The organism is Ruegeria sp. CF1, assembly GCF_056537445.1.
This window is the reverse complement of the sequence record NZ_JBQFRN010000001.1, coordinates 53702-75555: the sequence shown is the minus strand read 5'-3', so window position 1 is coordinate 75555 and position 21854 is coordinate 53702. Positions and strand designations below refer to the sequence as shown.

At 57.0% G+C, this 21854-nt stretch carries 25 protein-coding genes and 1 tRNA gene; 9 read left to right on the top strand and 17 right to left on the bottom strand.

The features are described 5' to 3' along the window. Positions 1–18 precede the first annotated feature (18 nt). From dusA to ACRZ96_RS00370, 3 genes are all read right to left on the bottom strand, one after another. Positions 19–1038 carry a tRNA dihydrouridine(20/20a) synthase DusA gene (gene dusA / locus ACRZ96_RS00380; RefSeq protein WP_480814127.1) on the bottom strand — a complete coding sequence of 340 codons (1020 nt, stop codon included), beginning with the start codon at positions 1036–1038 and terminating at the stop codon, positions 19–21. Positions 1039–1130: 92 nt separating this feature from the next. Continuing rightward, a tRNA-His gene (locus ACRZ96_RS00375) sits at positions 1131–1207 on the bottom strand. 47 nt (positions 1208–1254) lie between these two features. Continuing rightward, positions 1255–1737: an N-acetyltransferase family protein gene (locus tag ACRZ96_RS00370; protein ID WP_480570329.1), complete on the bottom strand. Its 483-nt coding sequence runs from the start codon at positions 1735–1737 to the stop codon at positions 1255–1257. Between the two features lie 78 nt (positions 1738–1815). Here ACRZ96_RS00370 and ACRZ96_RS00365 point away from each other — a divergent pair, with 78 nt between their 5' ends. Beyond that, complete coding sequence (locus tag ACRZ96_RS00365) at positions 1816–2004, top strand: DUF6324 family protein (protein WP_170396325.1); 189 nt, start codon at positions 1816–1818, stop codon at positions 2002–2004. Here ACRZ96_RS00365 and ACRZ96_RS00360 read toward each other — a convergent pair. Beyond that, positions 2001–2432, bottom strand: a complete 432-nt coding sequence (locus ACRZ96_RS00360) for an MmcB family DNA repair protein (RefSeq protein ID WP_480752738.1) — start codon at positions 2430–2432, stop codon at positions 2001–2003. The two genes, ACRZ96_RS00365 and ACRZ96_RS00360, sit on opposite strands and share 4 nt — an antisense overlap. Positions 2433–2537: 105 nt before the next feature. Here ACRZ96_RS00360 and ACRZ96_RS00355 point away from each other — a divergent pair, with 105 nt between their 5' ends. Both ACRZ96_RS00355 and ACRZ96_RS00350 read left to right on the top strand, forming a co-directional pair. Continuing rightward, complete coding sequence (locus tag ACRZ96_RS00355) at positions 2538–2858, top strand: metalloregulator ArsR/SmtB family transcription factor (protein WP_170396321.1); 321 nt, start codon at positions 2538–2540, stop codon at positions 2856–2858. Next, positions 2855–3280, top strand: coding sequence for an SRPBCC family protein (locus ACRZ96_RS00350; RefSeq protein ID WP_170396319.1), 426 nt, complete (start codon positions 2855–2857; stop codon positions 3278–3280). Before ACRZ96_RS00355 ends, ACRZ96_RS00350 begins: the two co-directional genes overlap by 4 nt. 215 nt (positions 3281–3495) lie before the next feature. Here the strand turns inward: ACRZ96_RS00350 and ACRZ96_RS00345 are convergent, their stop codons facing one another. The 4 genes from ACRZ96_RS00345 to ribB are packed head-to-tail and all read right to left on the bottom strand — an operon-like array spanning position 3496 to position 6015. Further along, positions 3496–3801 (bottom strand): hypothetical protein, encoded by a 306-nt coding sequence (locus tag ACRZ96_RS00345; protein WP_480771546.1) that lies wholly within the window; start codon positions 3799–3801, stop codon positions 3496–3498. A 59-nt stretch (positions 3802–3860) separates the two neighbouring features. Beyond that, positions 3861–4343, bottom strand: coding sequence for a transcription antitermination factor NusB (nusB, locus tag ACRZ96_RS00340; protein WP_170396315.1), 483 nt, complete (start codon positions 4341–4343; stop codon positions 3861–3863). Further along, positions 4340–4891, bottom strand: coding sequence for a 6,7-dimethyl-8-ribityllumazine synthase (locus ACRZ96_RS00335; protein WP_170396313.1), 552 nt, complete (start codon positions 4889–4891; stop codon positions 4340–4342). Before ACRZ96_RS00335 ends, nusB begins: the two co-directional genes overlap by 4 nt. 2 nt (positions 4892–4893) lie before the next feature. Further along, positions 4894–6015, bottom strand: a complete 1122-nt coding sequence (gene ribB, locus ACRZ96_RS00330) for a 3,4-dihydroxy-2-butanone-4-phosphate synthase (protein WP_170800266.1) — start codon at positions 6013–6015, stop codon at positions 4894–4896. A 319-nt stretch (positions 6016–6334) separates the two neighbouring features. On the opposite strand from ribB, the gene ACRZ96_RS00325 reads away from it, so the two are divergent. Continuing rightward, positions 6335–7390 carry a phosphatase PAP2 family protein gene (locus tag ACRZ96_RS00325; protein ID WP_480814126.1) on the top strand — a complete coding sequence of 352 codons (1056 nt, stop codon included), beginning with the start codon at positions 6335–6337 and terminating at the stop codon, positions 7388–7390. Positions 7391–7393: 3 nt separating this feature from the next. Here the strand turns inward: ACRZ96_RS00325 and ACRZ96_RS00320 are convergent, their stop codons facing one another. Next, entirely contained in the window at positions 7394–7981 is a 588-nt protein-coding gene (locus tag ACRZ96_RS00320) for a riboflavin synthase (protein WP_170396310.1), read from the bottom strand. Positions 7982–8122: 141 nt separating this feature from the next. On the opposite strand from ACRZ96_RS00320, the gene ACRZ96_RS00315 reads away from it, so the two are divergent. From ACRZ96_RS00315 to ACRZ96_RS00305, 3 genes are all read left to right on the top strand, one after another. Further along, positions 8123–9421, top strand: coding sequence for a capsule biosynthesis protein (locus ACRZ96_RS00315; protein ID WP_480814125.1), 1299 nt, complete (start codon positions 8123–8125; stop codon positions 9419–9421). Positions 9422–9501: 80 nt separating this feature from the next. Further along, on the top strand, positions 9502–10635 hold the full coding sequence (locus tag ACRZ96_RS00310) for a polysaccharide biosynthesis/export family protein (protein ID WP_480814124.1): 1134 nt from the start codon (positions 9502–9504) through the stop codon (positions 10633–10635). A 3-nt stretch (positions 10636–10638) separates the two neighbouring features. Next, complete coding sequence (locus tag ACRZ96_RS00305; RefSeq protein ID WP_480814123.1) at positions 10639–12636, top strand: capsular polysaccharide biosynthesis protein; 1998 nt, start codon at positions 10639–10641, stop codon at positions 12634–12636. 3 nt (positions 12637–12639) lie between these two features. Here ACRZ96_RS00305 and ribD read toward each other — a convergent pair whose 3' ends face one another. The 6 genes from ribD to ACRZ96_RS00275 all read right to left on the bottom strand — a co-directional run bounded on the left by ribD (position 12640) and on the right by ACRZ96_RS00275 (position 16192). After that, positions 12640–13740 (bottom strand): bifunctional diaminohydroxyphosphoribosylaminopyrimidine deaminase/5-amino-6-(5-phosphoribosylamino)uracil reductase RibD, encoded by a 1101-nt coding sequence (ribD, locus tag ACRZ96_RS00300; RefSeq protein ID WP_480771550.1) that lies wholly within the window; start codon positions 13738–13740, stop codon positions 12640–12642. Further along, a complete protein-coding gene (nrdR, locus tag ACRZ96_RS00295; RefSeq protein ID WP_039534475.1) occupies positions 13737–14207 on the bottom strand; it encodes a transcriptional regulator NrdR in 471 nt (156 codons plus the stop codon). The genes ribD and nrdR overlap by 4 nt, the downstream gene beginning before the upstream one ends. Before the next feature lie 119 nt (positions 14208–14326). Further along, on the bottom strand, positions 14327–14737 hold the full coding sequence (locus ACRZ96_RS00290; protein ID WP_170466332.1) for a secondary thiamine-phosphate synthase enzyme YjbQ: 411 nt from the start codon (positions 14735–14737) through the stop codon (positions 14327–14329). 6 nt (positions 14738–14743) lie between these two features. After that, positions 14744–15145 (bottom strand): hypothetical protein, encoded by a 402-nt coding sequence (locus ACRZ96_RS00285; protein ID WP_255612048.1) that lies wholly within the window; start codon positions 15143–15145, stop codon positions 14744–14746. 77 nt (positions 15146–15222) lie between these two features. Continuing rightward, positions 15223–15777 (bottom strand): DUF4166 domain-containing protein, encoded by a 555-nt coding sequence (locus ACRZ96_RS00280; RefSeq protein WP_223117855.1) that lies wholly within the window; start codon positions 15775–15777, stop codon positions 15223–15225. Beyond that, positions 15767–16192 (bottom strand): thiol-disulfide oxidoreductase DCC family protein, encoded by a 426-nt coding sequence (locus ACRZ96_RS00275; protein WP_223117854.1) that lies wholly within the window; start codon positions 16190–16192, stop codon positions 15767–15769. The genes ACRZ96_RS00280 and ACRZ96_RS00275 overlap by 11 nt, the downstream gene beginning before the upstream one ends. A 68-nt stretch (positions 16193–16260) precedes the next feature. Between ACRZ96_RS00275 and ACRZ96_RS00270 the strand changes: the two genes are divergently transcribed. Beyond that, the gene (locus tag ACRZ96_RS00270; RefSeq protein WP_255612047.1) at positions 16261–16383 is read left to right on the top strand and encodes a hypothetical protein; all 123 of its coding nucleotides are present in this window, start codon (positions 16261–16263) and stop codon (positions 16381–16383) included. A 148-nt stretch (positions 16384–16531) separates the two neighbouring features. Next, positions 16532–17545 carry a helix-turn-helix domain-containing protein gene (locus ACRZ96_RS00265; RefSeq protein ID WP_170396293.1) on the top strand — a complete coding sequence of 338 codons (1014 nt, stop codon included), beginning with the start codon at positions 16532–16534 and terminating at the stop codon, positions 17543–17545. Positions 17546–17728: 183 nt separating this feature from the next. On the opposite strand, the gene rpoD is transcribed toward ACRZ96_RS00265, so the two are convergent. Both rpoD and dnaG read right to left on the bottom strand, forming a co-directional pair. Continuing rightward, positions 17729–19717 (bottom strand): RNA polymerase sigma factor RpoD, encoded by a 1989-nt coding sequence (gene rpoD / locus ACRZ96_RS00260; RefSeq protein WP_170396291.1) that lies wholly within the window; start codon positions 19715–19717, stop codon positions 17729–17731. Positions 19718–19831: 114 nt separating this feature from the next. Next, positions 19832–21784, bottom strand: a complete 1953-nt coding sequence (gene dnaG, locus ACRZ96_RS00255; protein ID WP_480589934.1) for a DNA primase — start codon at positions 21782–21784, stop codon at positions 19832–19834. Between the last annotated feature and the right edge of the window lie 70 nt (positions 21785–21854).

Genomic DNA, 21854 nt, shown 5'->3' with positions numbered 1-21854 from the left:
TAGCGGCTCGAAGCCGTCTTAGCCTACCTGTTCCACCTGCGATAGCGCAGCGACAGAGTCCAGAGCCTGCAGGATCACTTCTGGGCCGGCATTCTCGCGCACAGCACCTTCGGAGAGCATCCGCCGCCATCCCCGCGCACCGGGACGCCCCGCGAACAGGCCCAGCATGTGCCGCGTGATCTGGTGCAATCGACCACCGTCGACAAGATGCGCCTCGACATAGGGCAGCATATTTTGCACCACTTCAATGGGATCCGCGACGCTGCCCGTTCCAAAGATCAACGGGTCCGCAGCCGCCAGAATATCTGTCGGTTGGTGATAGGCGGCACGACCGATCATGACACCATCAAGCCCAGCCTCCAGATGCTGTTGCGCCTGAGCAAGCGACGTAATGCCACCATTGATCGAGATGTGCATGTCCGAAAAATCAGCCTTCATCCGATGCACCAGATCATAATCCAGTGGCGGGATATCTCTGTTTTCCTTGGGACTTAACCCCTGCAACCAAGCTTTGCGCGCATGGATCGTGACACGTTGGCATCCGGCCTTGCGAATTTGATCGAGGAATGCAGGTAGCACTTCTGAAGGTTCCTGTTCGTCAACACCGATACGGCATTTCACCGTGACTTCGAGCTTCACCGCCTCGCGCATCGCCGCAACGCATTCCGCGACCTTTTCTGGTGCGCGCATCAATACCGCACCGAATGTCCCTGATTGCACACGGTCAGACGGACACCCACAATTCAAGTTGATCTCGTCATATCCGGCTTCCGCGCCCAGCTTGGCCGCCTGCGCCAATTCCTGCGGGTCAGAACCCCCTAGCTGCAACGCAACCGGGTGCTCCTGAGGATTAAAGTCCAGCAGATGCAGTGCGCCGCCGCGCACCAAAGCAGGCGCTGTGACCATTTCAGTATAAAGCAAGGTCTCAGAACTCAGCAAACGATGCAGAAACCGGCAATTCTTGTCGGTCCAATCCATCATCGGTGCAACAGACAGTCTCGCACTTCTACGGATGTCTACAGGTTTCTTATCCGGCATATCTTGCTCATGTCATCGGAACGCAGCTTTCGCCAAGTACCGGGTATACAGAAAGACCTGCAACCGGCAAACCGTTCTTGGGTTTTGGGAGATGGTACCGCCTCCCTGGCTTGAACAGGGGACCTCTGGATCCACAATCCAGCGCTCTAACCAACTGAGCTAAGGCGGCACTTGTGAGGGGCGATTTAGCGAAGACGTACGGGGATTGCAAGGGAATTAAAGCTGAATTCGCCAGCTTTGTTCGACCAGATCGACACCGAAGGAATGCACCGGCTTGCTGTCGACAAGCTCCCACCCAAACGCACGATACAGCCCGCAAGCGGCGGCGTGACTCTCATGGGTCCACAGCACCATCTGGCGATATCCTGCGTCGCGGGCGAAACCCATGCAGGCGGTCAGTAGCCGCTTGCCCAGCCCCTGTCCACGAGCCTCGGGCAGCAGCAGAAACAACCGCAGCTTGGCGGTTTGATCATCCAGCCTGACACAGAAAATACTACCCAAACGATCCCCGTCGCACTCGGCGATCCAGCCTTGTTCGCAAGTTGGATCATGATCCGCGATGAATCCCGTCAGAATGCGGGCAACCAGCGGGCCGAAACTGTCATCAAACCCCTCGTCGCGGGAATAGAGCACGTCATGCTGTTCTACCAGCCACGGCGCATCCTCGGCGCGGAAAGGTCTGAGCGTTGCCGTCTCCATGCCCTATCTGAACCCATAGTCGGCTTGATTCTCAACCCATCGCGCGTTAGCACCAAAGCGCATTTCCCGGAGGCGAACATGAGCATCAATACCGAACGCGATATCGAAGCGAACCTGCAGATCGGCCCCACCGATCATGGTATGGTGCGGCTGTTCATTGAAGGTGCCGGTATTGAGATTCCTATGGATTTCGACCCCGAAGAGGCCGAAGAAATCGCCGAGGAAATCCGCGCCGCAGCCCAAGCCGCGCGCGCCATCAAAAGCTAAACCCTGGGGTCGCGCAAAGCCTGCAACCGACGTGCAGAATCCATCGCGAATTTCTGAACCATCTTTTTGCGCCGCGCCGGGGCTAGCTTGCTTTCTGGCCCCATACGGATGATTTCGGCATCATAGGCATCAGCGATGATCAAGCCTGTTTCCGCAGGCAGAAGCTCGGTCGGGAAATCCGTATCAACCGCCCAAAAGAATCGGTCACACCAGTCAAGATAGCCCTGCCATTTGGAATCCGACTGATAATCGGCGCGGCTGGATTTACACTCGACCACCCATATCTCACCCTTGGGGCCCAGCCCCATCACATCGACACGCAACCCTCGGGTGGGGACAAATTCTTCAATCGAAACATAGCCGTGGGTCAACAAGTGACGCGAAACACCACGGGCCAGCTTCTGTCCAGGCTGCATAGTTAGTGTCATTCCGAGAATGTGAACAATTCATGAACAAAAATCAAGCAGCTTGACATAGTACCATTTGGTATCGCAATAATATGAAACCAAATGGTATCCAATAAGAGGTGCCCGATGAATACACAGACCCAAAACGCATTTCGCGCTCTGGCGGACCCGACCCGCCGCGACATCGTTCAGATGCTGGCAGCGCAGGATATGACGATCGCTCAACTAACCGAACGTTTCGACATGACTCGCGCGGCCGTCAAAAAGCATCTGACCGTTTTGTCCGACGGAGGATTGATCACCGTCGAAGCTCGTGGACGCGAACGCATCAATCGCCTTGAACCCAAAGGAATGGCTCCGGTTCTGGACTGGCTCAGCTACTTCGACCGGTTCTGGGATGATCGCCTCGCAAATCTGAAGAAAGCTATCGAAGGGAATAAGAAATGACAGACGCAGTTTTGCAGAAAACAATCTTTCTCCGCGCTACACCAGAAATCGTTTGGGACTATTTGACTGATCCCGACCGGCTGGCCGAGTGGTTTCACAAACCCGAACGTCCCCTTGCTGCTGGACAAAAGCTTGAGATGTTCGGGACGACCAGTGGCGACCTTCTGATTTGGGGTGAAGTGCGTGAAGCGAGACGTCCAGAGTATCTTGAATATACATTCACCATTAAACCGATGGGCGGCGCCGAAAGTGTGGTCAAGTGGACGCTGGAACCCGTCGCCGGCGGTACACGCCTTGGACTGCTGCACGAGGGCTTACCTCAAGGGGCTGACGCCTTTGGCCTGATCCTTTCGCTGGATGACGGATGGGATGAACATTTCGGCAAGATGCGCACCGCATTGCACGAAACTGTTGATGCTTAACCCCTTGTGCGAACCTGCTTCAGGCCCTACTTAGGCCCGTGGCGGGTTCTGCCCTTCTTGTGACAGGTAGCATTCTGGTGGCCTTAAGCAATTCCGAGGGGGCTGGCTCTGTTCAGGTCCTGGCCTGATTACCTGGCGCCCACCTGTACATACAGGTCCTCGGGAATCAAACCGCACGGTTGACTGGTGGTCCCGCCACATATTTACCTAATAAATCAGCGCCCTGCGCGCACTTCCTGTTTGATCGGCGCAGGCTTCAAACCATGAGCAATCGGTGTTCCACCACGTGGTTTGTTCGGCTTCTCAGCCATGCTCATGATCGCATAGGCGAACTGCACACCCGCAAAGACGATCCCGTTCATGAACCAGATCATGGCCAACGCGATCAGACCAATTTCCGAACTGGTGATCAGATGCCGTAGATTGGCCACGTTGAGCGCCAGCAGCACCCCGACAAAGACGGCCGAGATCACAAAGCCCCAGACGACTTGCGTAATGTAGAGACGGACCAGTTTGGGCATGGCGAACCTCCTTGCGCTATGATGGTGAGTCTAGCGCATGCAGGGTCGCGGTAAAGGCGTCAGAACGCCTCGGGCTGGGCTTCGCGCGCCATGTGATCCAACACAGCGTTCACGAATTTGGGCTCTTTGCCTTCCGGGAAGAACGCACGTGCGACATCGACGAATTCGGTGATCACGACCTTTGGCGGCGTGTCGCTCTGGGTCAACTCAGCCCCGGCCGCGCGAAACACAGCGCGCAGGGTCGGATCGATGCGCGCAATGGGCCATTTGGCGACCAATGCACGATCGGTCATCTGGTCGATGGTGGCCTGATAGTTCACGGCGTCATCCACCAACTTACGGAAGACACTAATATCGCCATCCAGCATCTCATCCCCCTCGTAGACCGCGCCAAACCGATGATCCAGAAACTCATTCACAACCTGTTCAGTCGTCTGGCCCGACTGCTCCATCTGGAACAGCGCCTGCACGGCATAAAGCCGGGCGGCGGATTTCATAAGGCGTTTCTGGTTGGCCGGTTTCGGCGCGTCTGTCTGGGTCATGCTGTCGTGGGTCCGTTGCTGTCGCCCGCCACAAGGATGGACTCGGACGGTGGCTTGAAGCCCACGCCCTTTTTGGAAGAGCCCCACTTACGGCTGAGCGCGATCAGATGCAAGGCCGCAGCCGCCGCTCCACCGCCTTTATTCATCTTTTCGGGGTTTGCACGTACCTCGGCCTGTTCGTCGTTTTCGACAGTCAGGATGCCATTGCCGATCAGCAGGCCCTGCAGGCCCATCAACTGGATTGCACGGCTAGAGTCGTTGCAGACGGTTTCATAATGCGTCGTCTCGCCCCGAATGACACAGCCCAACGCGACATAGCCGTCGTAGTTGCACTGACGGTCGGCCATGGCGATTGTGGTCGGGATTTCCAGCGCACCGGGCACTTCGACCACGTCGCAGGTGCCGCCTGCGGCCTCGATCTCGGCCTTGGCACCAGCGACCATGTTGTCGGCGATGGCACGGTAGAACGGAGCCACCACCAGCAGCAGTTTCACCGGCTTGTCGAAGCTGGGAGTCGGCAGAATGCCATGTTTGTCTTTTTCAGCCATTATCAGTCTTCCTTGAGGATCGAGCGGGTGCCGACGATTGACAGTCCAAACGCGTCGAGCCCCAGATACACGGTTTCAGGCGAGTCTGTCAGCAACACCAGTTCCTGAATACCCATCTTGGACAGGATCTGCGCACCCAGACCGGTTTGCTTGATCGTGCGCGGGCCTTCGTCGTCTGCGGCATACAGCGAATTTCGCGGCTGACGGAAAAGGCAAACGACGCCGCGCCCCTCTTCGGCGATCTTTTCCATCGCGCGGGGCAGCTCTCGTGACGATTTCGGGCCGAGACCCAGAATATCGGGCGCTTCATGCAGGGCGTGGGTCCGGGTCAGGACCGGCTCGGGCGTTGTGATGTCGCCCTTGATCATGACAACGTGTTCGATACCGTGGGTCTGGTCGGTGAAAATCCGCATCTCCCATTCGCCACCGTATTCGGAATTCACTGTCTCGCGCGAAGTTTCAACCACCAGATTGTCGTTACGCGAGCGATAGGCGATCAGATCACTGATCGTGCCGATCTTCATGTCATGCTCTTTGGCGAAGGCGACCAGATCAGGCAGGCGCGCCATTGTGCCATCGGGCTTCATGATCTCGCAGATCACGCCCGAGGGGTTCAGCCCGGCCAGACGCGAGATATCAACGGCGGCCTCGGTGTGCCCCGCCCGCACCAGTACCCCGCCCCTTTTTGCGCGCAGCGGGAAGATATGGCCAGGTGTCGCGATATGCGCCATTGTGTTCTGCTCATTGATTGCCGTCGCCACAGTCAGCGCGCGATCAGCGGCCGATATTCCCGTCGAAACTCCCTCGCGGGCTTCTATCGACACGGTGAAGGCTGTCTCATGACGCGACGAGTTGTTCACCGCCATCATCGGCAGGCCCAGACTGTCGATCCGTTCCGCTGTCATCGGCAGGCAGATCAACCCGCGCCCATGGGTCGCCATGAAATTGATCGCCTCTGCGTCAGCGAACTCAGCCGCGATCACCAAATCACCCTCATTCTCGCGGTCCTCATGATCCACAAGAATGTACATCCGGCCTTTACGGGCCTCTTCGATGATCTCTTCAATCGGACTGATCGCCTCGCGCAATTGGGCCTCTACCGGTCCGGGGGTTTCAAAACTCATAGGGCAGCCTTTCGCACAACGGGTTTGAATGGCGGGATAGACCAGAGTGGACGCAAACACCAGCCTGTAAGCACTGCGAGATAGATTGATATGCCCAGCGCTATAGGGCCAGCGATGAAATCTGGTGCCAACTCAGTTTACCAATCCTATGCGCCAGTTTTGACTTAGGCCTTTTCTGAGCATTGTTGCCAATAGTTGAACCTTTAGGCCGGTTGCGTGAACTTTGTCCACAAATTGCCCCAATTGGGCCCTTGGATCGCCTGATATCCTGGGCACCAGTCATTGTATAATGTCCTAGCTAGACGAGAATTTGAGCCCAGTGTCTAAGACCGCTGATCTGCCCGCTGCAAATTTCGTGCGTGTAAGCGCCCTTCGGCGAAACAGGCTGCTGCTATCACTCATTGCACTGCAGATGGTCTATGCCATTGCCGTTAGCATCTATGTAGGACGGTCATATTGGGATTTTTCGACCTCTTCCCTGATTGTCATCTCAGTTCGTCTGCTTGGTTTCATGTTCGCAAATATCGTACTTTGGCGACTTGGCGTTGCCATGTTCGTCGTGCGACCCAAAAAGCCAATTCAATGGATGTTGCAAGATCTGCGATCCAAGATGGCAGATGTTGAAAAAGCGACCGATGCGGTTATCTGCTTTCTCAGCATCGTCGCACTTATCCTGACCTATACCTTCCTGAAGAACGAAATACATGCTGTGAACCCGACGCTCTGGGATGAGCAATTTGTGCAATGGGACCGGTTTCTGCACGGCGGCGTCGATCCGTGGACCTTGCTATGGCCCATTTTGGGATCCCCGATCGTAACCACCGCGGTGAATGGCGCCTATCACATCTGGTTTCCCATGATTTACATCGCGGTTTGCGTCGCCTGTCTGGACCGCAGTGACCCGAACCGCAGCACCGTTTTTCTGGTAGCGTTTGCACTGTGCTGGTTTGTAGGCGGCAATGTGATTGCAACCATCTTTGCCTCGGTTGGTCCCGTTTACTACGAACCCTTCAATCTTGGCTCTGACTTCGTTCCGCAGATGGAGCTGTTACGCAAATCACACGAAATCAGCCCGGTCTGGGCGCTGAATGTGCATGAAATGCTGTTGGATGGTTATCGGAATAATGGGCTAGCAGGCGGAATCTCGGCGATGCCCAGCATGCATGTTGCCTCTACCGTGCTGCTGGCGTTCTACGGCTTCACCTATTCGCGTTGGCTCGGCTGGGCGCTGTCGGTGTTTGCCTTCATCATCTTGCTAGGCTCGGTTCACCTCGCCTGGCACTACGCCATCGACGGGTATGTCTCAATCCTGCTGGCTTCATGCTTCTGGTGGCTGTCCATGAGGCTGACGGCCAAATTTGGACCTTCCACCTGAAAGTCAGGACATCTCGGCCAGTCGCGCGACGTATCGGGCCAGAGTATCGATCTCAAGGTTCACGCGATCACCAACCGAGACGTCACCCCATGTGGTGACCTCTTTGGTGTGAGGAATGAAGTTGATACCAAAGTCACACCCGTCCACATCATTAACCGTCAGCGATGTACCGTTCAGCGCGACGGACCCTTTCGGAGCGATAAACCGGGCCAGATTGGCAGGCGCCCGCAATGTCACCCGCGTGCTGTCACCCTCGTCTATCACAGAGACCACCTCTGCCACGCCATCCACGTGGCCCGAGACGATGTGCCCTCCCAATTCATCCCCGACTTTCAAGGCACGTTCCAGATTGACGCGCTTGCCCACCTGCCAACTGTCCAGATTGGTTTTCGAAACCGTCTCAGCGCTGATCTGCACATCATACCAATCATCGCCTAACGCGATGACGGTTAGGCAGACGCCGTCACTTGCGATTGAAGCGCCAATATCAATGCCCGCCGTTTCATAGCTTGTCTTGATCCGTGCCCGCAGGTCTCCCTGCTGGTCCAGTTCGGTAACGGTGCCAATATCGGTGACGATCCCTGTGAACATATCATTAACCCTCTGAACCTAGCTTCAATAGCCGAGGTAAAGGCACGCAGCTCTACCGGCAAGCCCTGCCTTGCCGTGAAAACGACAAAGAGGCATAATTTTATACAAACGCACCACAAGGCCACTAGACGAGCAGATTGCATGGCACCCTTGACCGCTTGCCCCGACCAGCGTGTGTTCCTGTTTCTACAGGGACCGCATGGTCCGTTCTTTAACGCGCTTGGTCGGATGCTGCGGGCTGCGGGTGCTCAGGTCTGGCGGGTCGGCTTCAACGCGGGCGATCAGGCTTTCTGGGGCGACAAATCCAGTTACATTCCATATCGCGGCGCGCCAGATGATTGGCCGGAGACCTTAAGCGAATTGCTCACCCACTATGATGTGACCGATATCGTGCTCTATGGCGACACCCGGCCCGTGCATGCACGAGCAGTTGAGATTGCCAAAGCACACGGGATCACGGTTCATGTGTTTGAAGAAGGCTACCTGCGCCCATGGTGGGTGACGTATGAACGAAACGGGTCGAACGGAAACTCACGCCTGATGGAACTGGATGTGGCGCAGATGCGGACGGCGCTGGAACAGTCCGAAGGGCACGCACCCCCACCGCCTTCCCATTGGGGCGATATGCGCCAGCACATCTTTTACGGTGCCCTCTATCACTGGTTTGTGCTGTTTCTGAACCGCAGATATCAGAAATTCCGACCCCATCGAGAGCTGCCGGTCTCGAAAGAGTTTCGTCTATACTTCAAACGCCTGACACTGATGCCCATTCACAGGCTACAGCGGGGCTGGGCCACAGCTCAGGTCAGGTGGAGCGGTTTTCCCTATCACCTTGTGCTGTTGCAATTGGGGCATGACAGCTCGGTCCAATATCACTCGGATTTTTCCGGTATGTCCGATTTTCTCGAACAAGTGATCGCCGGATTCGCCAAAGGCGCCCCTGCGCATCACCACCTTGTCATCAAGGAACATCCGCTTGAGAACCACCGTGAACCGCTGCGGCTGCGGGCGCGCCAGCTTGCAGCACAGCACGGCATCACAAACCGAATTCACTATGTGCCCGGTGGTAAGCTGGCCAGGTTGCTAGACGATGCAAAATCCGCCGTGACGGTGAATTCCACGGCAGGCCAGCAGGTTCTGTGGCGCGGCATTCCTTTGCGGATTTTTGGGCAGTCGGTTTATGACAAGCCTGAATTCGTATCTCGGCAATCGATTGAGACATTCTTTGCCCAGCCAGATGCCCCGGGCGGCAAGGCCTATCGGGCTTATCGCCAATTTCTTCTGGAAACCTGCCAAGTCCCTGGGGGGTTCTATTCTCGCCGAGGGCGTCGTCAATTGCTGCGGCGAGCGGCTGATATGATGCTATCGGCTCAGGACCCCTATCAAGGGTTGCTCTCCGATAAAGAGGCCACAACGCCACAGTTGCGCGTTGTTGAATGATCGCGGGCAACCTGCTGCTGGATGTTTCGAAGCGATGCGGGTAACCTTCACAAAACAAAGACGATTGAGGTAAATCGGCAGTGCAGCGCTTTCCTACCCGATGGATCCGGGGGGTTTCCCTTGTGGCGACCCTTGGCCTGCTGGCAGCATGCCAGCTTCCCAAATCCGGGCCGAACAAAAACGAAATTCTAGCCGGGTCGGTCGAAAACGGGGGTAACGCCTTTGTGGTTGAGGTCGACGACCGTGTTACGCGGGCCACATCGGTGATTCCGCAATACGGGTTTTCGAAATCCTTCCGCAGCGCGCAAAGCGTCGCATCCGATACCGTACGCCCCGGCGATATTCTGAGCCTCAGCATCTGGGAAAATGTCGAGGATGGGTTGCTAAGTTCCGCAGCCGGTGGCGCAACCGTTCTGGATCAGGTGCAGGTCGACAGCGAAGGTTACATATTTGTTCCTTATGCAGGGCGGCTGCGTGCAGCGGGCAATACGCCCGAACAGCTCCGCACGTTGATTTCCTCGAAGCTGGAAGAACAGACTCCGGATCCGCAGGTCCAAGTGTCGCGTACCCCGGGCGATGGGTCGACCGTTTCTCTGACCGGAACTATCGGCGCGCCGGGAATCTATCCGATTGAGCGACCGACTGGCTCGTTGTCGACCATGCTCGCGCAAGCAGGCGGGGTGGCAGTTGCATCCGATATCGCATTGGTCACTGTGATCAGGGGCAAGCAAAGAGGAACCATCTGGTACGACGATCTGTTCCGCAACCCGGAAACCGATATCGCCCTGCGCGGCGGCGATCGCATTCTGGTCGAACAGGACAGCCGCTCATACATCGCGCTGGGTTCGACCGGCGGGCAATCCCGCGTGGCCTTTGAAAGTCAGGACCTATCCGCCCTTGAGGCGCTGGCACAGGTCGGAGGCCTACAGCCGCTATCTTCAGACCCGACCGGTATTTTTGTTCTGCGTGAGGAACGGCAGGATGTGGCGCGCAATGTCATGGGACGTCCCGAGCTACAGGGTGATCAGCGCATGATCTATTTGCTGAACCTGACCGCGCCCAATGGCCTGTTCATCGCCCGCGATTTCGTGATCCGAGACGATGACACGATATACGTCACCGAGGCCCCATATGCACAGTGGAGCAAATCTGTCTCGCTGATTGCTGGAGGTCTGACGCCATTTGCGAATGTGGCGACGCTTACGGGTAACTGATGAATGCTCTCTGAATCGGAGAACACGGCCGGGGGCGAACGCTCCCGGCTTTTTGTTTACAACGGTGGGTTCCTGTCACAGTCGCGGCTGCGTCGTATATTGTCTCTGGCCGGGTATGACATCCGGCTTGGTCTGCCACAGCCAGACGATCTGGTCGGGGTCTGGGGCAACAGCCCGACAGCCCATCGGGGCATGGGTATCGCGCAGAAACGCGATGTGCCCGTCCTGAGGGTCGAAGACGCGTTCCTGCGGTCTCTGCACCCTGGACGAAGCGGTGAGGCACCCATGGGTCTGTTGTTGGATCGATCGGGTCTGCATTTTGATCCGAGTGTGCCTTCGGATCTGGAAACTCTGTTAGCCACGCATCCGTTGGATGACACCGCCCTGCTGGATCGCGCGCGAGGCGCAATCGCGCGCATCCGAGAGCTGCATCTGAGCAAATACTCGGCCTTTGACCTTGATCTGACGCCTCCCGATCCTGGCTACGTTCTAGTGATCGACCAGACGCAGGGAGATGCTGCCGTCACCGCAAGCAACGGCGACTATGCACGGTTCCGCGAGATTCTGGTAATCGCGCAAGAGGAAAACCCTGGCGCGCGCATCCTCATCAAAAGCCACCCCGAAACCACGGCAGGCCACCGCAAGGGATACTTTTCCGATCAGGATCTGAGTGACAGAATATCGATCCTCGACAGCCCCATAAGTCCATGGTCGCTGCTTGAAGGGGCCATCGGGGTTTACACGCTGTCCTCGCAGATGGGATTTGAGGCGATATTGGCCGGGCACAAACCTCGCGTGTTCGGGCAACCATTCTACGCTGGGTGGGGGCTGTCGCAAGATGATGCACCCCTGCACCGTCGCCAACGGAATCTTACGCGGGCGCAGCTTTTTGCAGCTGCGATGATCTTGTATCCGCGTTGGTATGATCCCTACAATGATCGCCTGTGCGAATTGGAATGCGTGCTCGATACGCTTGAGGCGCAAACCCGGGCCTGGCGGCAGGACCACAAAGGCTGGACCGCCTCCGGGATGCGGGTATGGAAACGCCGCCACCTGCAACGCATTTTCGGCCAGCACCATAAGGTGCGTTTCGTGGCCGAGCAGCCAGAGAACACCAAACAACCCCATATGGTCTGGGCCAGCCGAGCCGGTGAGACGCTGAATGCAACCCGGATTGAGGATGGCTTTTTACGATCCCGCGGGTTGGGCGCGGAGCTGGTTCCACCGCTGTCGCTGGTGACCGATGATATCGGCATCTACTACGATCCAACGCATCCCAGCCGCCTGGAGGAATGGATCACCACGCGCGAAACCTTGCGCCCTGATCAGAGGCTCCGCGCCGAGCGGCTGACAGCCCGGCTGCTGACCGAGGGCCTAAGCAAGTACAACATCGGCCACCCCGCCCCGGACCTACCGAAGGGGCGTCGCGTTCTAGTGCCAGGTCAGGTTGAAGATGACGCCTCGATCCGGCTGGGAACAAGCAATATCCGCACCAATCTCGATCTGCTGCGCGCGGCGCGCGAGGCCAATCCCGACGCTGTGTTGATCTATAAACCTCATCCGGATGTCGAAGCTGGTCTGCGCGACGGCAAAATCGAAACTGATCTGGCCGATGTCATTGTAGAAGGCACCGATCCTGCCACCCTGCTTGGACAGGTGGATGAAGTCTGGACTATGACCTCTCTGCTGGGGTTCGAGGCTTTGCTGCGCGGCGTCCGGGTCACCACACTCGGCGCACCGTTCTACGCCGGTTGGGGGCTGACAACGGATCTGGGGGCAGTGCCTGCGCGACGTGGCGCGCGGCCTTCGTTGATGGGATTGGTGCACGCAACCCTGATCGACTACCCGCGCTATTTCGACCCACAGACGGGGCAGGCCTGCCCTGTAGAAATCGCGGTTGAACGGCTTGCGCAAGGTACGCCATCCCCTACCGGACCCGTAAATCGCATCTTGTCCAAATTTCAGGGCGCACTGGCGACGCATGCGCATTGGTGGCGCTGAAGGCTAGTGCGTCACGCGCGCCCAGCGATGTAGGATATCGCCGCCAACGACCTGTGTTTCGATCAGATCAAATCGGGGGGCAGTATCCAGAGTATCAAGCCTCAGTGCGCCGATCGCGGACAGACCTTCGGCCCCGATGGTCAGCCCCGCTGTAAAACCGACCAACTCATCGACCAGATCGCCCTTTAGCAAAGATGCGGCCAATGCTGATCCGCCTTCGCAAAAGACACGCGTCAATCCGGCCTGCCCAAGCTGCTGCAACAGATCAGCCGCATCCACGTGATGACCATCCAGCGCACAAGGAATCAGACGGGCACCCAACCCCTCCCACGCACGCGCACGCTCGGGGTCTGGATGGGGGCCGTGACAGAGCCAGACAGGGATATCGGACGCGGTTCGCGCAAGTTGCCCCATCAAGGGCAAATCCAGATGTCGCGAGACCACCACGCGCACCGGCTGATGCTGCACGCCCAGATCACGAACCGTCAGCGACGGGTCATCGGCGCGCGCTGTCCCTGCCCCAACCATCACCGCATCGTGGCGCGCACGCATCGCATGCACCGCGCGGCGAGCATTTGGACCTGTGATCCACTGACTGTGCCCGGTTTCCGTTGCAATCCGTCCATCAAAGCTACTGGCCAGTTTCAAAGTCACAAACGGGCGGCCCTGCTCGGTTTTCAGGAAAAACCCTGCGTGGTCGCGTACTGCCTGTTCCGCCAGAACGCCGGTGGTGACCTCAATCCCGGCCTCGCGCAACATGGCAAACCCTTGCCCAGCGACCCGAGGATCGCTGTCTTCGATCGCTGAAACCACACGGGCAACACCGGCCTCAATCAATGCCTCGGCACAGGGCGGCGTCTTTCCGTAGTGTGAACAGGGTTCAAGCGAGACATAGGCGGTGGCACCTCGCGCGGCCTTACCCGCCTGCGTCAGAGCCATAGGTTCTGCATGCGGACGACCCCCGGGCTGCGTCCAGCCGCGACCAACGATGCGTTCATCGCGCACGACGACACACCCGACGGACGGATTCGGCCAGCAGGTGCCTTGGCCGCGCCGCCCCAATGACAGGGCCAGCGCCATATATCGCTTATCTGTATCGCTCACTCATCCGTCGAAGGTTGCGGCGGGCGCAACTCGTGGACAAACTCCTCGAAATCATCGGCCGCCTGGAAATTCTTGTACACACTCGCAAAGCGAACATATGCGACCGTATCAATCCGGGCCAGCGCTTCCATTACAATTTCACCGATTTTATTCGAAGGGATATCGGTTTCCCCCATGCTTTCAAGACGGCGCACGATACCGGAGATCATCTGATCAATCCGATCGGGATCAATGGGCCGCTTCTGCATCGAAATACGGATCGAGCGTTCCAGCTTGTCGCGGTCGAAGTCTTCGCGCTTACCGTTGGTTTTGATGACGACCAGATCACGCAGTTGCACGCGTTCATAGGTGGTGAACCGTCCGCCGCAGGCCGGGCAGAACCGCCGTCTACGGATCGCGACGTGATCCTCTGCCGGGCGTGAATCTTTGACCTGAGTATCGATATTTCCGCAAAACGGGCAGCGCATCCGCCGTCTCCTCGTCCCTAGCTGGCCACTTTTTGTAAGCGCTGCGGCTTACTTATCCACAACTATAGGACAGCCTCTAGGGTTTGGGTAGTCGGAATTTTCCACCCCAATATAAAGCGTCACCCAAAATGCGCAGCGACCTTTCTTTCATGCGGCGCGTTGCGGTGTTCAAACAGATATATCCCTTGCCATGTGCCCAGCGCAGGCACCCCACCTGATACTGGTATCGACAGCGAAACAGGCATCATCGCGGCCTTGATATGGGCGGGCATGTCGTCCGGCCCCTCATAGGTGTGGCGCAGATAAGCCATCGACGGATGATCCGATTGCGGCACCAGCCGTTCAAAGAATGCGCGCAGATCAGTCTGCACCTCGGGGTCGGCGTTTTCCTGAATAAGCAGCGAACAAGAAGTGTGGCGCACAAAGAGCGTCAGCAAACCGTCCGAAACCGGCCTCAGCCAACTGCGCAAAGGGGCGGTAATCTCATAGAGCCCCACGCCCTGTGTCTGAATCGAGAATTCTGTCTGCATCGCAGGTCAATTGATAAACGGACGGACGCCGCACCGTGCATTTGCGCCCTGTACCGACATGCTGTCACCCGGCTGGAACCCGGCTGTGACCGAAAAGCTGCCTTTCTGCGGGACATTGGCGGGTTGTTTCAGTGTGAACTGTACCGCCGTCCGGCGTCCCGTTGTCACGCTGGGGCCGTAGCCGCGCAGAACGTAGATTTGTTGCTGCCACCCAGCACCCAATTTCCGGCGGGCAAAATCAGCAGCGGCGCACCAATATCCATCAGTATCCTGACGTGTCCTTGGAATGACCTCAAAGTCTGTGCCGCTCATCGGTTCCGTTCGATAACCGTTCGGCGCTGCATCGACAACGCCCGCAGAGCTGGTCATAAGCAGTGCTGCAAATGCGCAAAGTATTGTCTGTTTCATCGTGACCATCTTCCTGTTTCCATGTGAAATATAGACTAGTGCGTCGCCATCGTCAGCAAAGCGAACTAACGATCATGTCAGCTTGACCCACGTGGTTCGTGAACAGGCTCTAACCATCCCTGATAGCGGATCAGGTGTCCCAATCCCGGTGCTGTCGCCGAAATGTCAAAGCGAAATCGCGATTGTGTATCCTCGGCCTCGGTCGATCCGGAACGTGGTAAAAGAAACCCCGGGCACGGAATGCCAAACAAAGCGAGGCGGCGGATCTCAATGGTCAGCCCCTTATCGGTTCGCACTGGCTGCAGCCATATCGTCAGCCCGCCGATCTGTTCCCGAACCCAGCCACGAAGCGGATCAAAACTGATCTGCGAGCGCGTTTTGTGGCCTGCGAAATCTCGATCCCATTGCCAATATGCGCCAGGCTTTCGGATCGTGAGGGTAACCGGCAGATCTTCGCCCGCAGGTGGAAATCGCCTGATGCGAAGTGCCAGAGCGACCAAAACGCCTCCGCCACGCTGAATGATGCATCGACCAGAGTAGCGACCTTCCCCGCTGTGCAAATCCCTGACCAATCCAGGCACAGCTTCATCTATACCCAGCGCCTGCAGGAATGGATCACGATCAGAATCCATCTTGGGCAAACCGCGATCTGAGAGAAGGATCAGGAACTAGGCACTCATCCCGCCGCCCAAATAGCGCATATCTGTTACGGGCAATCATCCGGTACAGCGGGTTCTTCAGAAACCTCGGCAGGTATCGACACAAGGACAATACCCGCCACGGACCATATAATGCACGCATCGCAGCGGCAAATGCGTCGAGATTTTGGTGCACCTTTCCTTTGACGATCACCAAATTGGTTTCAAATTCGTCTGTCGGCAGGTTCAGGAGAGTATAAAGCTGCTGCCCAAGCGGTGACTGCGCAGTTGCAAATAGAAATTTCTGATCTCGATCATGGCGCAACATGAAGTGAAAAAACCCTGAACACAGCACGCATTCACCGTCGAAGACGATCAAATCTGTATCGATGGAAAGATAATCAGCCACGAGAGATCAAGAAATAACAAAAGGTTCCCCGTGATGCTGTCACGTCGAATGCGCCGCAGCAATGCGACATGACTGACCAGAAGAATGAGAGGGGCGTGCCGGGGAACCCGTTGAAACGGCTTGGTGGACCGCTCGCTCAGGCTCTGACCTTTTCCCCAAAAGGCGCTGACCCGACAACACCGGTCATGTAGCTATTGGCCAAGGCTACGGACATGGCCATTTCTGCCATATCTTTGTGAGTTGCGGTCAATTCCTGGGTATCAGCACCGAGGCTGGCGCATTGCCACGGTTTGCCGCTAGGGTAACGGTATTACAGTAACGCGTTTTTTGGGCTGGGTGATGGACGTCGACATTTCACGCATTCAATTGCTGACACGGACCCTTGAGGATCACGCAAGCGCGACCGTGGTGGAACAGGTCCTGAGTGACTGCGCATTGACCCGCAGCGATATTGAACCGCCTGCCAAAAGGTACAGCGCCCACAAAGAAGCGCTGTTTGTCCGACACGCCTGCGATGCACTTGGCGATATCACCTTTGGCGCACGGGCGGGTCTGGAATTCAGTTCTTCTTCCAGCATTACGGCCTATATCAGCAAGTACTCTCGTGATCTGAAGCAGGTGATCGAGAATACGGCGCGGTTTCATGGCATTATCGACCCGGCCCTGGCCTTCAATCTGCGCCTTTCAGGTAACGCTGCCTCGCTTGAGGCCGATTGGAAAGACCCGAGCTTTTCCCGCTATCATCGGCGGACCGAGTTCCTGCTGTTTGGCGCGATCGCCCGGATGCGGGCGTTGACTCAGTTGAATCTGAATCCGATTGAGATACGGTTTCAGCACACAGTTGGGCAACACCAAGCCACCTACCAGAAAATCGGAGGTTTCCCAGTTACCTTCGGGGCCGAACGCTTGGAAATCATCCTGTCGCTGCCCTCGCTGGAAACACCGATCCCAACTTACGACCCTAGCCTGCGCGCGCATTTGGTTGAATTTGGCGAACGCCTGCTGGCCGAAAGACAGTCGCCAAGACAGAAAACCCGAGCACAGATCGAAGGGTTGATCACAGATGCGATGCCGGGGGGAATCGTACAGGTGGACGACGCCGCCTCCCAGCTCGGCCTAAGCCCTCGAACATTGGCTCGCCGCCTGGCTGACGAAGGCACTTCATATCGCGAGATTGTTGAAGATTTACGATGTGACCTGGCGCAGACCTTCATCAAGAACGGTATGCATCTGTCCGAAATCTCGTATTCGCTCGGTTATTCCGATCAGGCTGCGTTTTCCACCGCCTTCAAACGTTGGACGGGTCAGGCCCCGACTGCTTTTCGCAAACGTGTCTCTCATCCGCTTTCATGAAGCTAAAAAGTGGCCGGGGGTCATCAGCCCAATCACCTCGCCCCGGCCTGTCCATGAGTGGACAGCGGCGATATAAAGATGGCATCGCCGGACTCCTTGCGAATTCCCGCCAATTTGATTTGAAGTTCAGTCATTGTGAGCGGGCGAAAGAAAAAAGCGCCTCGGGATGAGGCGCCCTTCGATTTACTGATCTAGGAAGGACCGCAATTTACGCGACCTACTCGGGTGTTTCAGCTTACGCAGCGCCTTCGCCTCGATCTGGCGGATACGTTCGCGCGTCACGCTGAACTGCTGACCGACCTCTTCCAGCGTGTGGTCGGTGTTCATGCCGATGCCAAAGCGCATCCGCAGAACCCGCTCTTCACGCGGGGTGAGAGAGGCCAGAACCCGTGTGGTGGTTTCCTTGAGGTTTTCCTGAATGGCGCTGTCCAGTGGCAGCACGGCATTCTTGTCTTCGATGAAATCGCCCAGCTGGCTGTCTTCCTCGTCACCGATTGGTGTCTCAAGGCTGATCGGCTCTTTGGCGATTTTCATCACCTTGCGCACCTTCTCAAGCGGCATTTGCAGCTTTTCGGCCAGTTCTTCCGGCGTTGGCTCGCGGCCGATTTCGTGCAGCATCTGACGACCTGTCCGGACCAGCTTGTTGATCGTTTCGATCATATGCACCGGGATACGGATCGTGCGCGCCTGATCCGCGATCGAACGCGTGATCGCCTGACGGATCCACCAGGTTGCATAGGTCGAGAACTTATAGCCCCGGCGGTATTCGAACTTGTCCACCGCCTTCATCAGGCCGATGTTACCTTCCTGAATAAGATCAAGGAATTGCAGGCCGCGGTTCGTGTACTTTTTGGCAATCGAGATCACCAGACGCAGGTTGGCCTCGACCATTTCCTTCTTGGCTTGCCGCGCCTCTTTCTCACCCTTCTGAACCTGCTGCACGATGCGGCGGAATTCAGGGATGTCCAGACCGACATATTGCCCGACTTGGGCCATGTCGTTGCGCAGTTCCTCGACCTTCTCGGTCGAGCGTTCGATGAACATCTGCCAACCCCGACCCGGCTTTTCAGCCATTTCAGCCAACCAGTTCGGATCCAGCTCGCGCCCACGATAAGCATCAATGAACTCGCGACGGTTGATGCGAGCCTGGTCAGCCAGCTTCACCATCGAGCTGTCCAGTGACATAATCCGGCGATTGATGCCATAAAGCTGGTCGATCAGAGCTTCGATCCGGTTGTTGTGCAGGTGAAGACCATTCACCAGTTCAACAATCTCAGCGCGCAGCTTCTGATAGGTTTCTTCGTCCTTCGCGCTGAAAGTGCCATCCTCATTCAGCGTCGCAGAAATCCGGCTGTCCTGCATTTCGGACAGCATAGCGAAGTCGGTCGAGATGCGTTCCAGCGTGGTCAGCACCTGATCCTTCAGCGCTGCTTCCATCGCGGCCAGGGACATGTTGGCCTGATCGTCGTCATCATCGTCATCATCATTGGCAATCGGGTTGCCGTCAGCGTCAAGCTCCGGCCCCTCATCCTTGGCAGGCTTGGCCGCCTGCACCGATGAGGTATCGACAACCGGCTCTTCAACCTCGCCGTCTTCATCCATCTGGTTGCCGAAAGTGGTTTCCAGATCGATGACGTCCCGCAGCAGAATGTCTTCGGACAAAAGTTCGTCATGCCAGATGGTGATCGCCTGGAAGGTCAGCGGGCTTTCGCACAGACCAGCGATCATGGTGTTCCGGCCGGCTTCAATCCGCTTGGCGATGGCAATCTCGCCCTCGCGGCTCAGCAGTTCGACCGAGCCCATCTCGCGCAGATACATGCGTACGGGGTCATCGGTGCGATCCAGCTTTTCGGTTGCAGCACCAGCCAGCGCGACCTCGCGCGGGCCTTCGGTGGTGACCAGTTCGGTCGAACCTTTGTTTTCTTCTTCTTCGGCTTCTTCATCTTCGATGATGTTGATGCCCATCTCGGACAGCATCGACATAACATCTTCGATCTGTTCCGAGCTGACCTGATCAGGCGGCAGAACCTGATTGAGCTGGTCGTAGGTGATGTAACCTTTCTCGCGAGCCTCGGCGATCATCTTCTTGACCTGGGCCTGGCTCATGTCCAGCGAGATTTCCTGTTCCTGCTCGTCGGATTTGCGGTCTTCGTTCGTATCCTTGGCGGCCATTCAATGCTCCTGCAGGGATGGGTGATTCGTTTGAACCGAATCATTAGCGCGTAGAAGTGATTCGGCCACCCGTTTACCCGTTTTTCTTTTCCAGTGCCTTACGAAAACACCACTTCATCGATGTTTCCGTTCGAATTTGATGCCAGACGTGATGGCCTCAAACGCGTCTTTCTCATCGCGGTTGATTCGCGCACCATTGTCGGCGATGTCGAAAACGGCCCTGTCTTCGTTCTGGCTGCGGCTTGTACGGTTGCGCTCTTCGGCGGCTTGCGCCAGCCGATATGTCAGCGCCTCATCGGCCAGATCAGACAATTCCTCCGCCGCTTCGGCAATCTCAGCATCCAACCCCCGGAGCGCTTTGATCTTTGCGAGTTCCTCGGCCAGCGTCATCTCGGCCTTTTCAACGTCGCCCGGTTTGTACACACAGGGGATCACTGCGACATGGCGAAGGGCCAGCAGGTTTTCAAGGGGTTCCGGTCCCAAAGCTGCGACAATATGATCTTTAATGTTGTCCGGATCATCAACCGCATGTCGCAACAAGACATCTCTCATGGCATTTAGTTCGGGATCCAAGCATGTCATTTCGTCGATCTGAATTTCGAACTGCACCACCAAAGCAGGCGTCAATATAGCAACTGCAAGAATGACACTTTCACGGAGCCGAATAGCAGCGCTGTTGTCGTTAGCAGCCAAGAAAGAAGTGCGTGCACCCTGTGTAGGTCCGGCAGTTTTGCGATCCCTATCCCGATTGGATTTCCAATTTTTTGCAGGGAACTTTTTCTGAGAGCGGTAAAAATGAAAAAGTAGATCCCGGATCTCCTGCCGATAGTGATTTCGTATCGACTTATCTCGGATTAACTTGATCTTCTCCCAAAGCGCTTTGTCCAATGCAGATCTGCGTTCTGGGCTATCAAAAACCTTGCCCTCAGTCTCGCGCTGCCACAGCAGCTTCACCATCGGAATGGCACCGTCCAGAACTGACCGAACTGCCCCTGCGCCTTCGGCGCGCAGCAAATCGTCAGGGTCCTTGCCTTCAGGCATTAGCGCAAAGCGCAGTGACTTACCCGCCTCCAGCAACGGCAATGCCAAGTCGACCGCCCGCATCGCCGCGCGCAGCCCTGCCGTATCGCCATCCAAAGCGATGATCGGCTCGTCAGAGATGCGCCAAAGTAGTTGCAACTGATGCTCGGTGATCGCCGTCCCCAATGGCGCAACCGACGCGCCAAACCCGGCCTCTGCCAAAGCGATCACGTCCATATAGCCCTCGGCCACAACCAAAGGCTGCCCCTTGCCTGCCGCCTGTCGTGCGGGGCCATGGTTGTAGAGGCTGCGGCCTTTGTCGAACAGATCGGTCTCGGGCGAGTTCAGGTATTTGGCGTTGTCATTGGGATCCATCGCCCGGCCACCAAACGCAATGCACCGCCCGCGCGGGTCGCGGATCGGGTACATGATGCGGTTGCGGAATGTGTCATAGGGCTTTTTGCCCTTATTCGAAGGTTTCGCCAGCCCGGCCCCAAGGATCAGGTCCTCGGAGACACTCTTACCGGTCAGATGATCCCACAACGCCTGCCAGCCGTCCGGCGCGAACCCGATCTCCCACCGATCCACCGCCTGCGCATCCAGTCCTCGGCGCCCCAGATAGTCGCGCGCCCCCGCCCCTGCGCCGGTCTTGAGTTGCAGGCGGAAAAACTGCACCGCCTGCTCCATCACCTCGGCCAGTTGCGAGCGGCGGTCCTGTTTCTCCTGCGCCCTGGGATCGCGTGCGGGCATCGGCATCCCGGCCTCGCGCGCCAGAATTTCCACGGCTTCTATGAAAGAGACATTCTCGGTCTCTTTCACAAAACTGATCGCGTCCCCTTTGGCGTGGCAGCCAAAGCAATAATAGAATCCCTTTTGGTCATCGACGTGGAACGAGGCGGTCTTTTCGTGATGAAAGGGGCAAGGCGCCCACATATCGCCCTTGCCCTGATTGGATTTGCGCTGGTCCCACATGACCTTACGCCCAACAACCTGAGACAGGCTGAGGCGCGTGCGCAGTTCATCCAGAAATCCGGGGGGCAAAGACATGGGTTAAACCTGCCAGAAATGAAAACGCGCGCCAAGGGGATGGCGCGCGGTTGTCCACAGAGAAATGATC

What these genes read in the sequence shown, in the direction of transcription:
- ACRZ96_RS00360 (WP_480752738.1), bottom strand. Translation starts at nt 2,432, where the DNA reads ATGACACTAACTATGCAGCCTGGACAGAAGCTGGCCCGTGGTGTTTCG.
- ACRZ96_RS00320 (WP_170396310.1), bottom strand. Translation starts at nt 7,981, where the DNA reads ATGTTCACAGGGATCGTCACCGATATTGGCACCGTTACCGAACTGGAC.
- ACRZ96_RS00365 (WP_170396325.1), top strand. Translation starts at nt 1,816, where the DNA reads ATGAGCATCAATACCGAACGCGATATCGAAGCGAACCTGCAGATCGGC.
- ACRZ96_RS00335 (WP_170396313.1), bottom strand. Translation starts at nt 4,891, where the DNA reads ATGGCTGAAAAAGACAAACATGGCATTCTGCCGACTCCCAGCTTCGAC.
- ACRZ96_RS00285 (WP_255612048.1), bottom strand. Translation starts at nt 15,145, where the DNA reads ATGAAACAGACAATACTTTGCGCATTTGCAGCACTGCTTATGACCAGC.
- ACRZ96_RS00270 (WP_255612047.1), top strand. Translation starts at nt 16,261, where the DNA reads ATGACTGACCAGAAGAATGAGAGGGGCGTGCCGGGGAACCCGTTGAAA.
- dnaG (WP_480589934.1), bottom strand. Translation starts at nt 21,784, where the DNA reads ATGTCTTTGCCCCCCGGATTTCTGGATGAACTGCGCACGCGCCTCAGC.
- ACRZ96_RS00350 (WP_170396319.1), top strand. Translation starts at nt 2,855, where the DNA reads ATGACAGACGCAGTTTTGCAGAAAACAATCTTTCTCCGCGCTACACCA.
- ACRZ96_RS00265 (WP_170396293.1), top strand. Translation starts at nt 16,532, where the DNA reads ATGGACGTCGACATTTCACGCATTCAATTGCTGACACGGACCCTTGAG.
- ACRZ96_RS00370 (WP_480570329.1), bottom strand. Translation starts at nt 1,737, where the DNA reads ATGGAGACGGCAACGCTCAGACCTTTCCGCGCCGAGGATGCGCCGTGG.
- ribB (WP_170800266.1), bottom strand. Translation starts at nt 6,015, where the DNA reads ATGAGTTTTGAAACCCCCGGACCGGTAGAGGCCCAATTGCGCGAGGCG.
- ACRZ96_RS00280 (WP_223117855.1), bottom strand. Translation starts at nt 15,777, where the DNA reads ATGGATTCTGATCGTGATCCATTCCTGCAGGCGCTGGGTATAGATGAA.
- ACRZ96_RS00305 (WP_480814123.1), top strand. Translation starts at nt 10,639, where the DNA reads ATGCTCTCTGAATCGGAGAACACGGCCGGGGGCGAACGCTCCCGGCTT.
- dusA (WP_480814127.1), bottom strand. Translation starts at nt 1,038, where the DNA reads ATGCCGGATAAGAAACCTGTAGACATCCGTAGAAGTGCGAGACTGTCT.
- nusB (WP_170396315.1), bottom strand. Translation starts at nt 4,343, where the DNA reads ATGACCCAGACAGACGCGCCGAAACCGGCCAACCAGAAACGCCTTATG.
- ACRZ96_RS00355 (WP_170396321.1), top strand. Translation starts at nt 2,538, where the DNA reads ATGAATACACAGACCCAAAACGCATTTCGCGCTCTGGCGGACCCGACC.
- ACRZ96_RS00315 (WP_480814125.1), top strand. Translation starts at nt 8,123, where the DNA reads ATGGCACCCTTGACCGCTTGCCCCGACCAGCGTGTGTTCCTGTTTCTA.
- ACRZ96_RS00345 (WP_480771546.1), bottom strand. Translation starts at nt 3,801, where the DNA reads ATGCCCAAACTGGTCCGTCTCTACATTACGCAAGTCGTCTGGGGCTTT.
- ACRZ96_RS00290 (WP_170466332.1), bottom strand. Translation starts at nt 14,737, where the DNA reads ATGCAGACAGAATTCTCGATTCAGACACAGGGCGTGGGGCTCTATGAG.
- nrdR (WP_039534475.1), bottom strand. Translation starts at nt 14,207, where the DNA reads ATGCGCTGCCCGTTTTGCGGAAATATCGATACTCAGGTCAAAGATTCA.
- rpoD (WP_170396291.1), bottom strand. Translation starts at nt 19,717, where the DNA reads ATGGCCGCCAAGGATACGAACGAAGACCGCAAATCCGACGAGCAGGAA.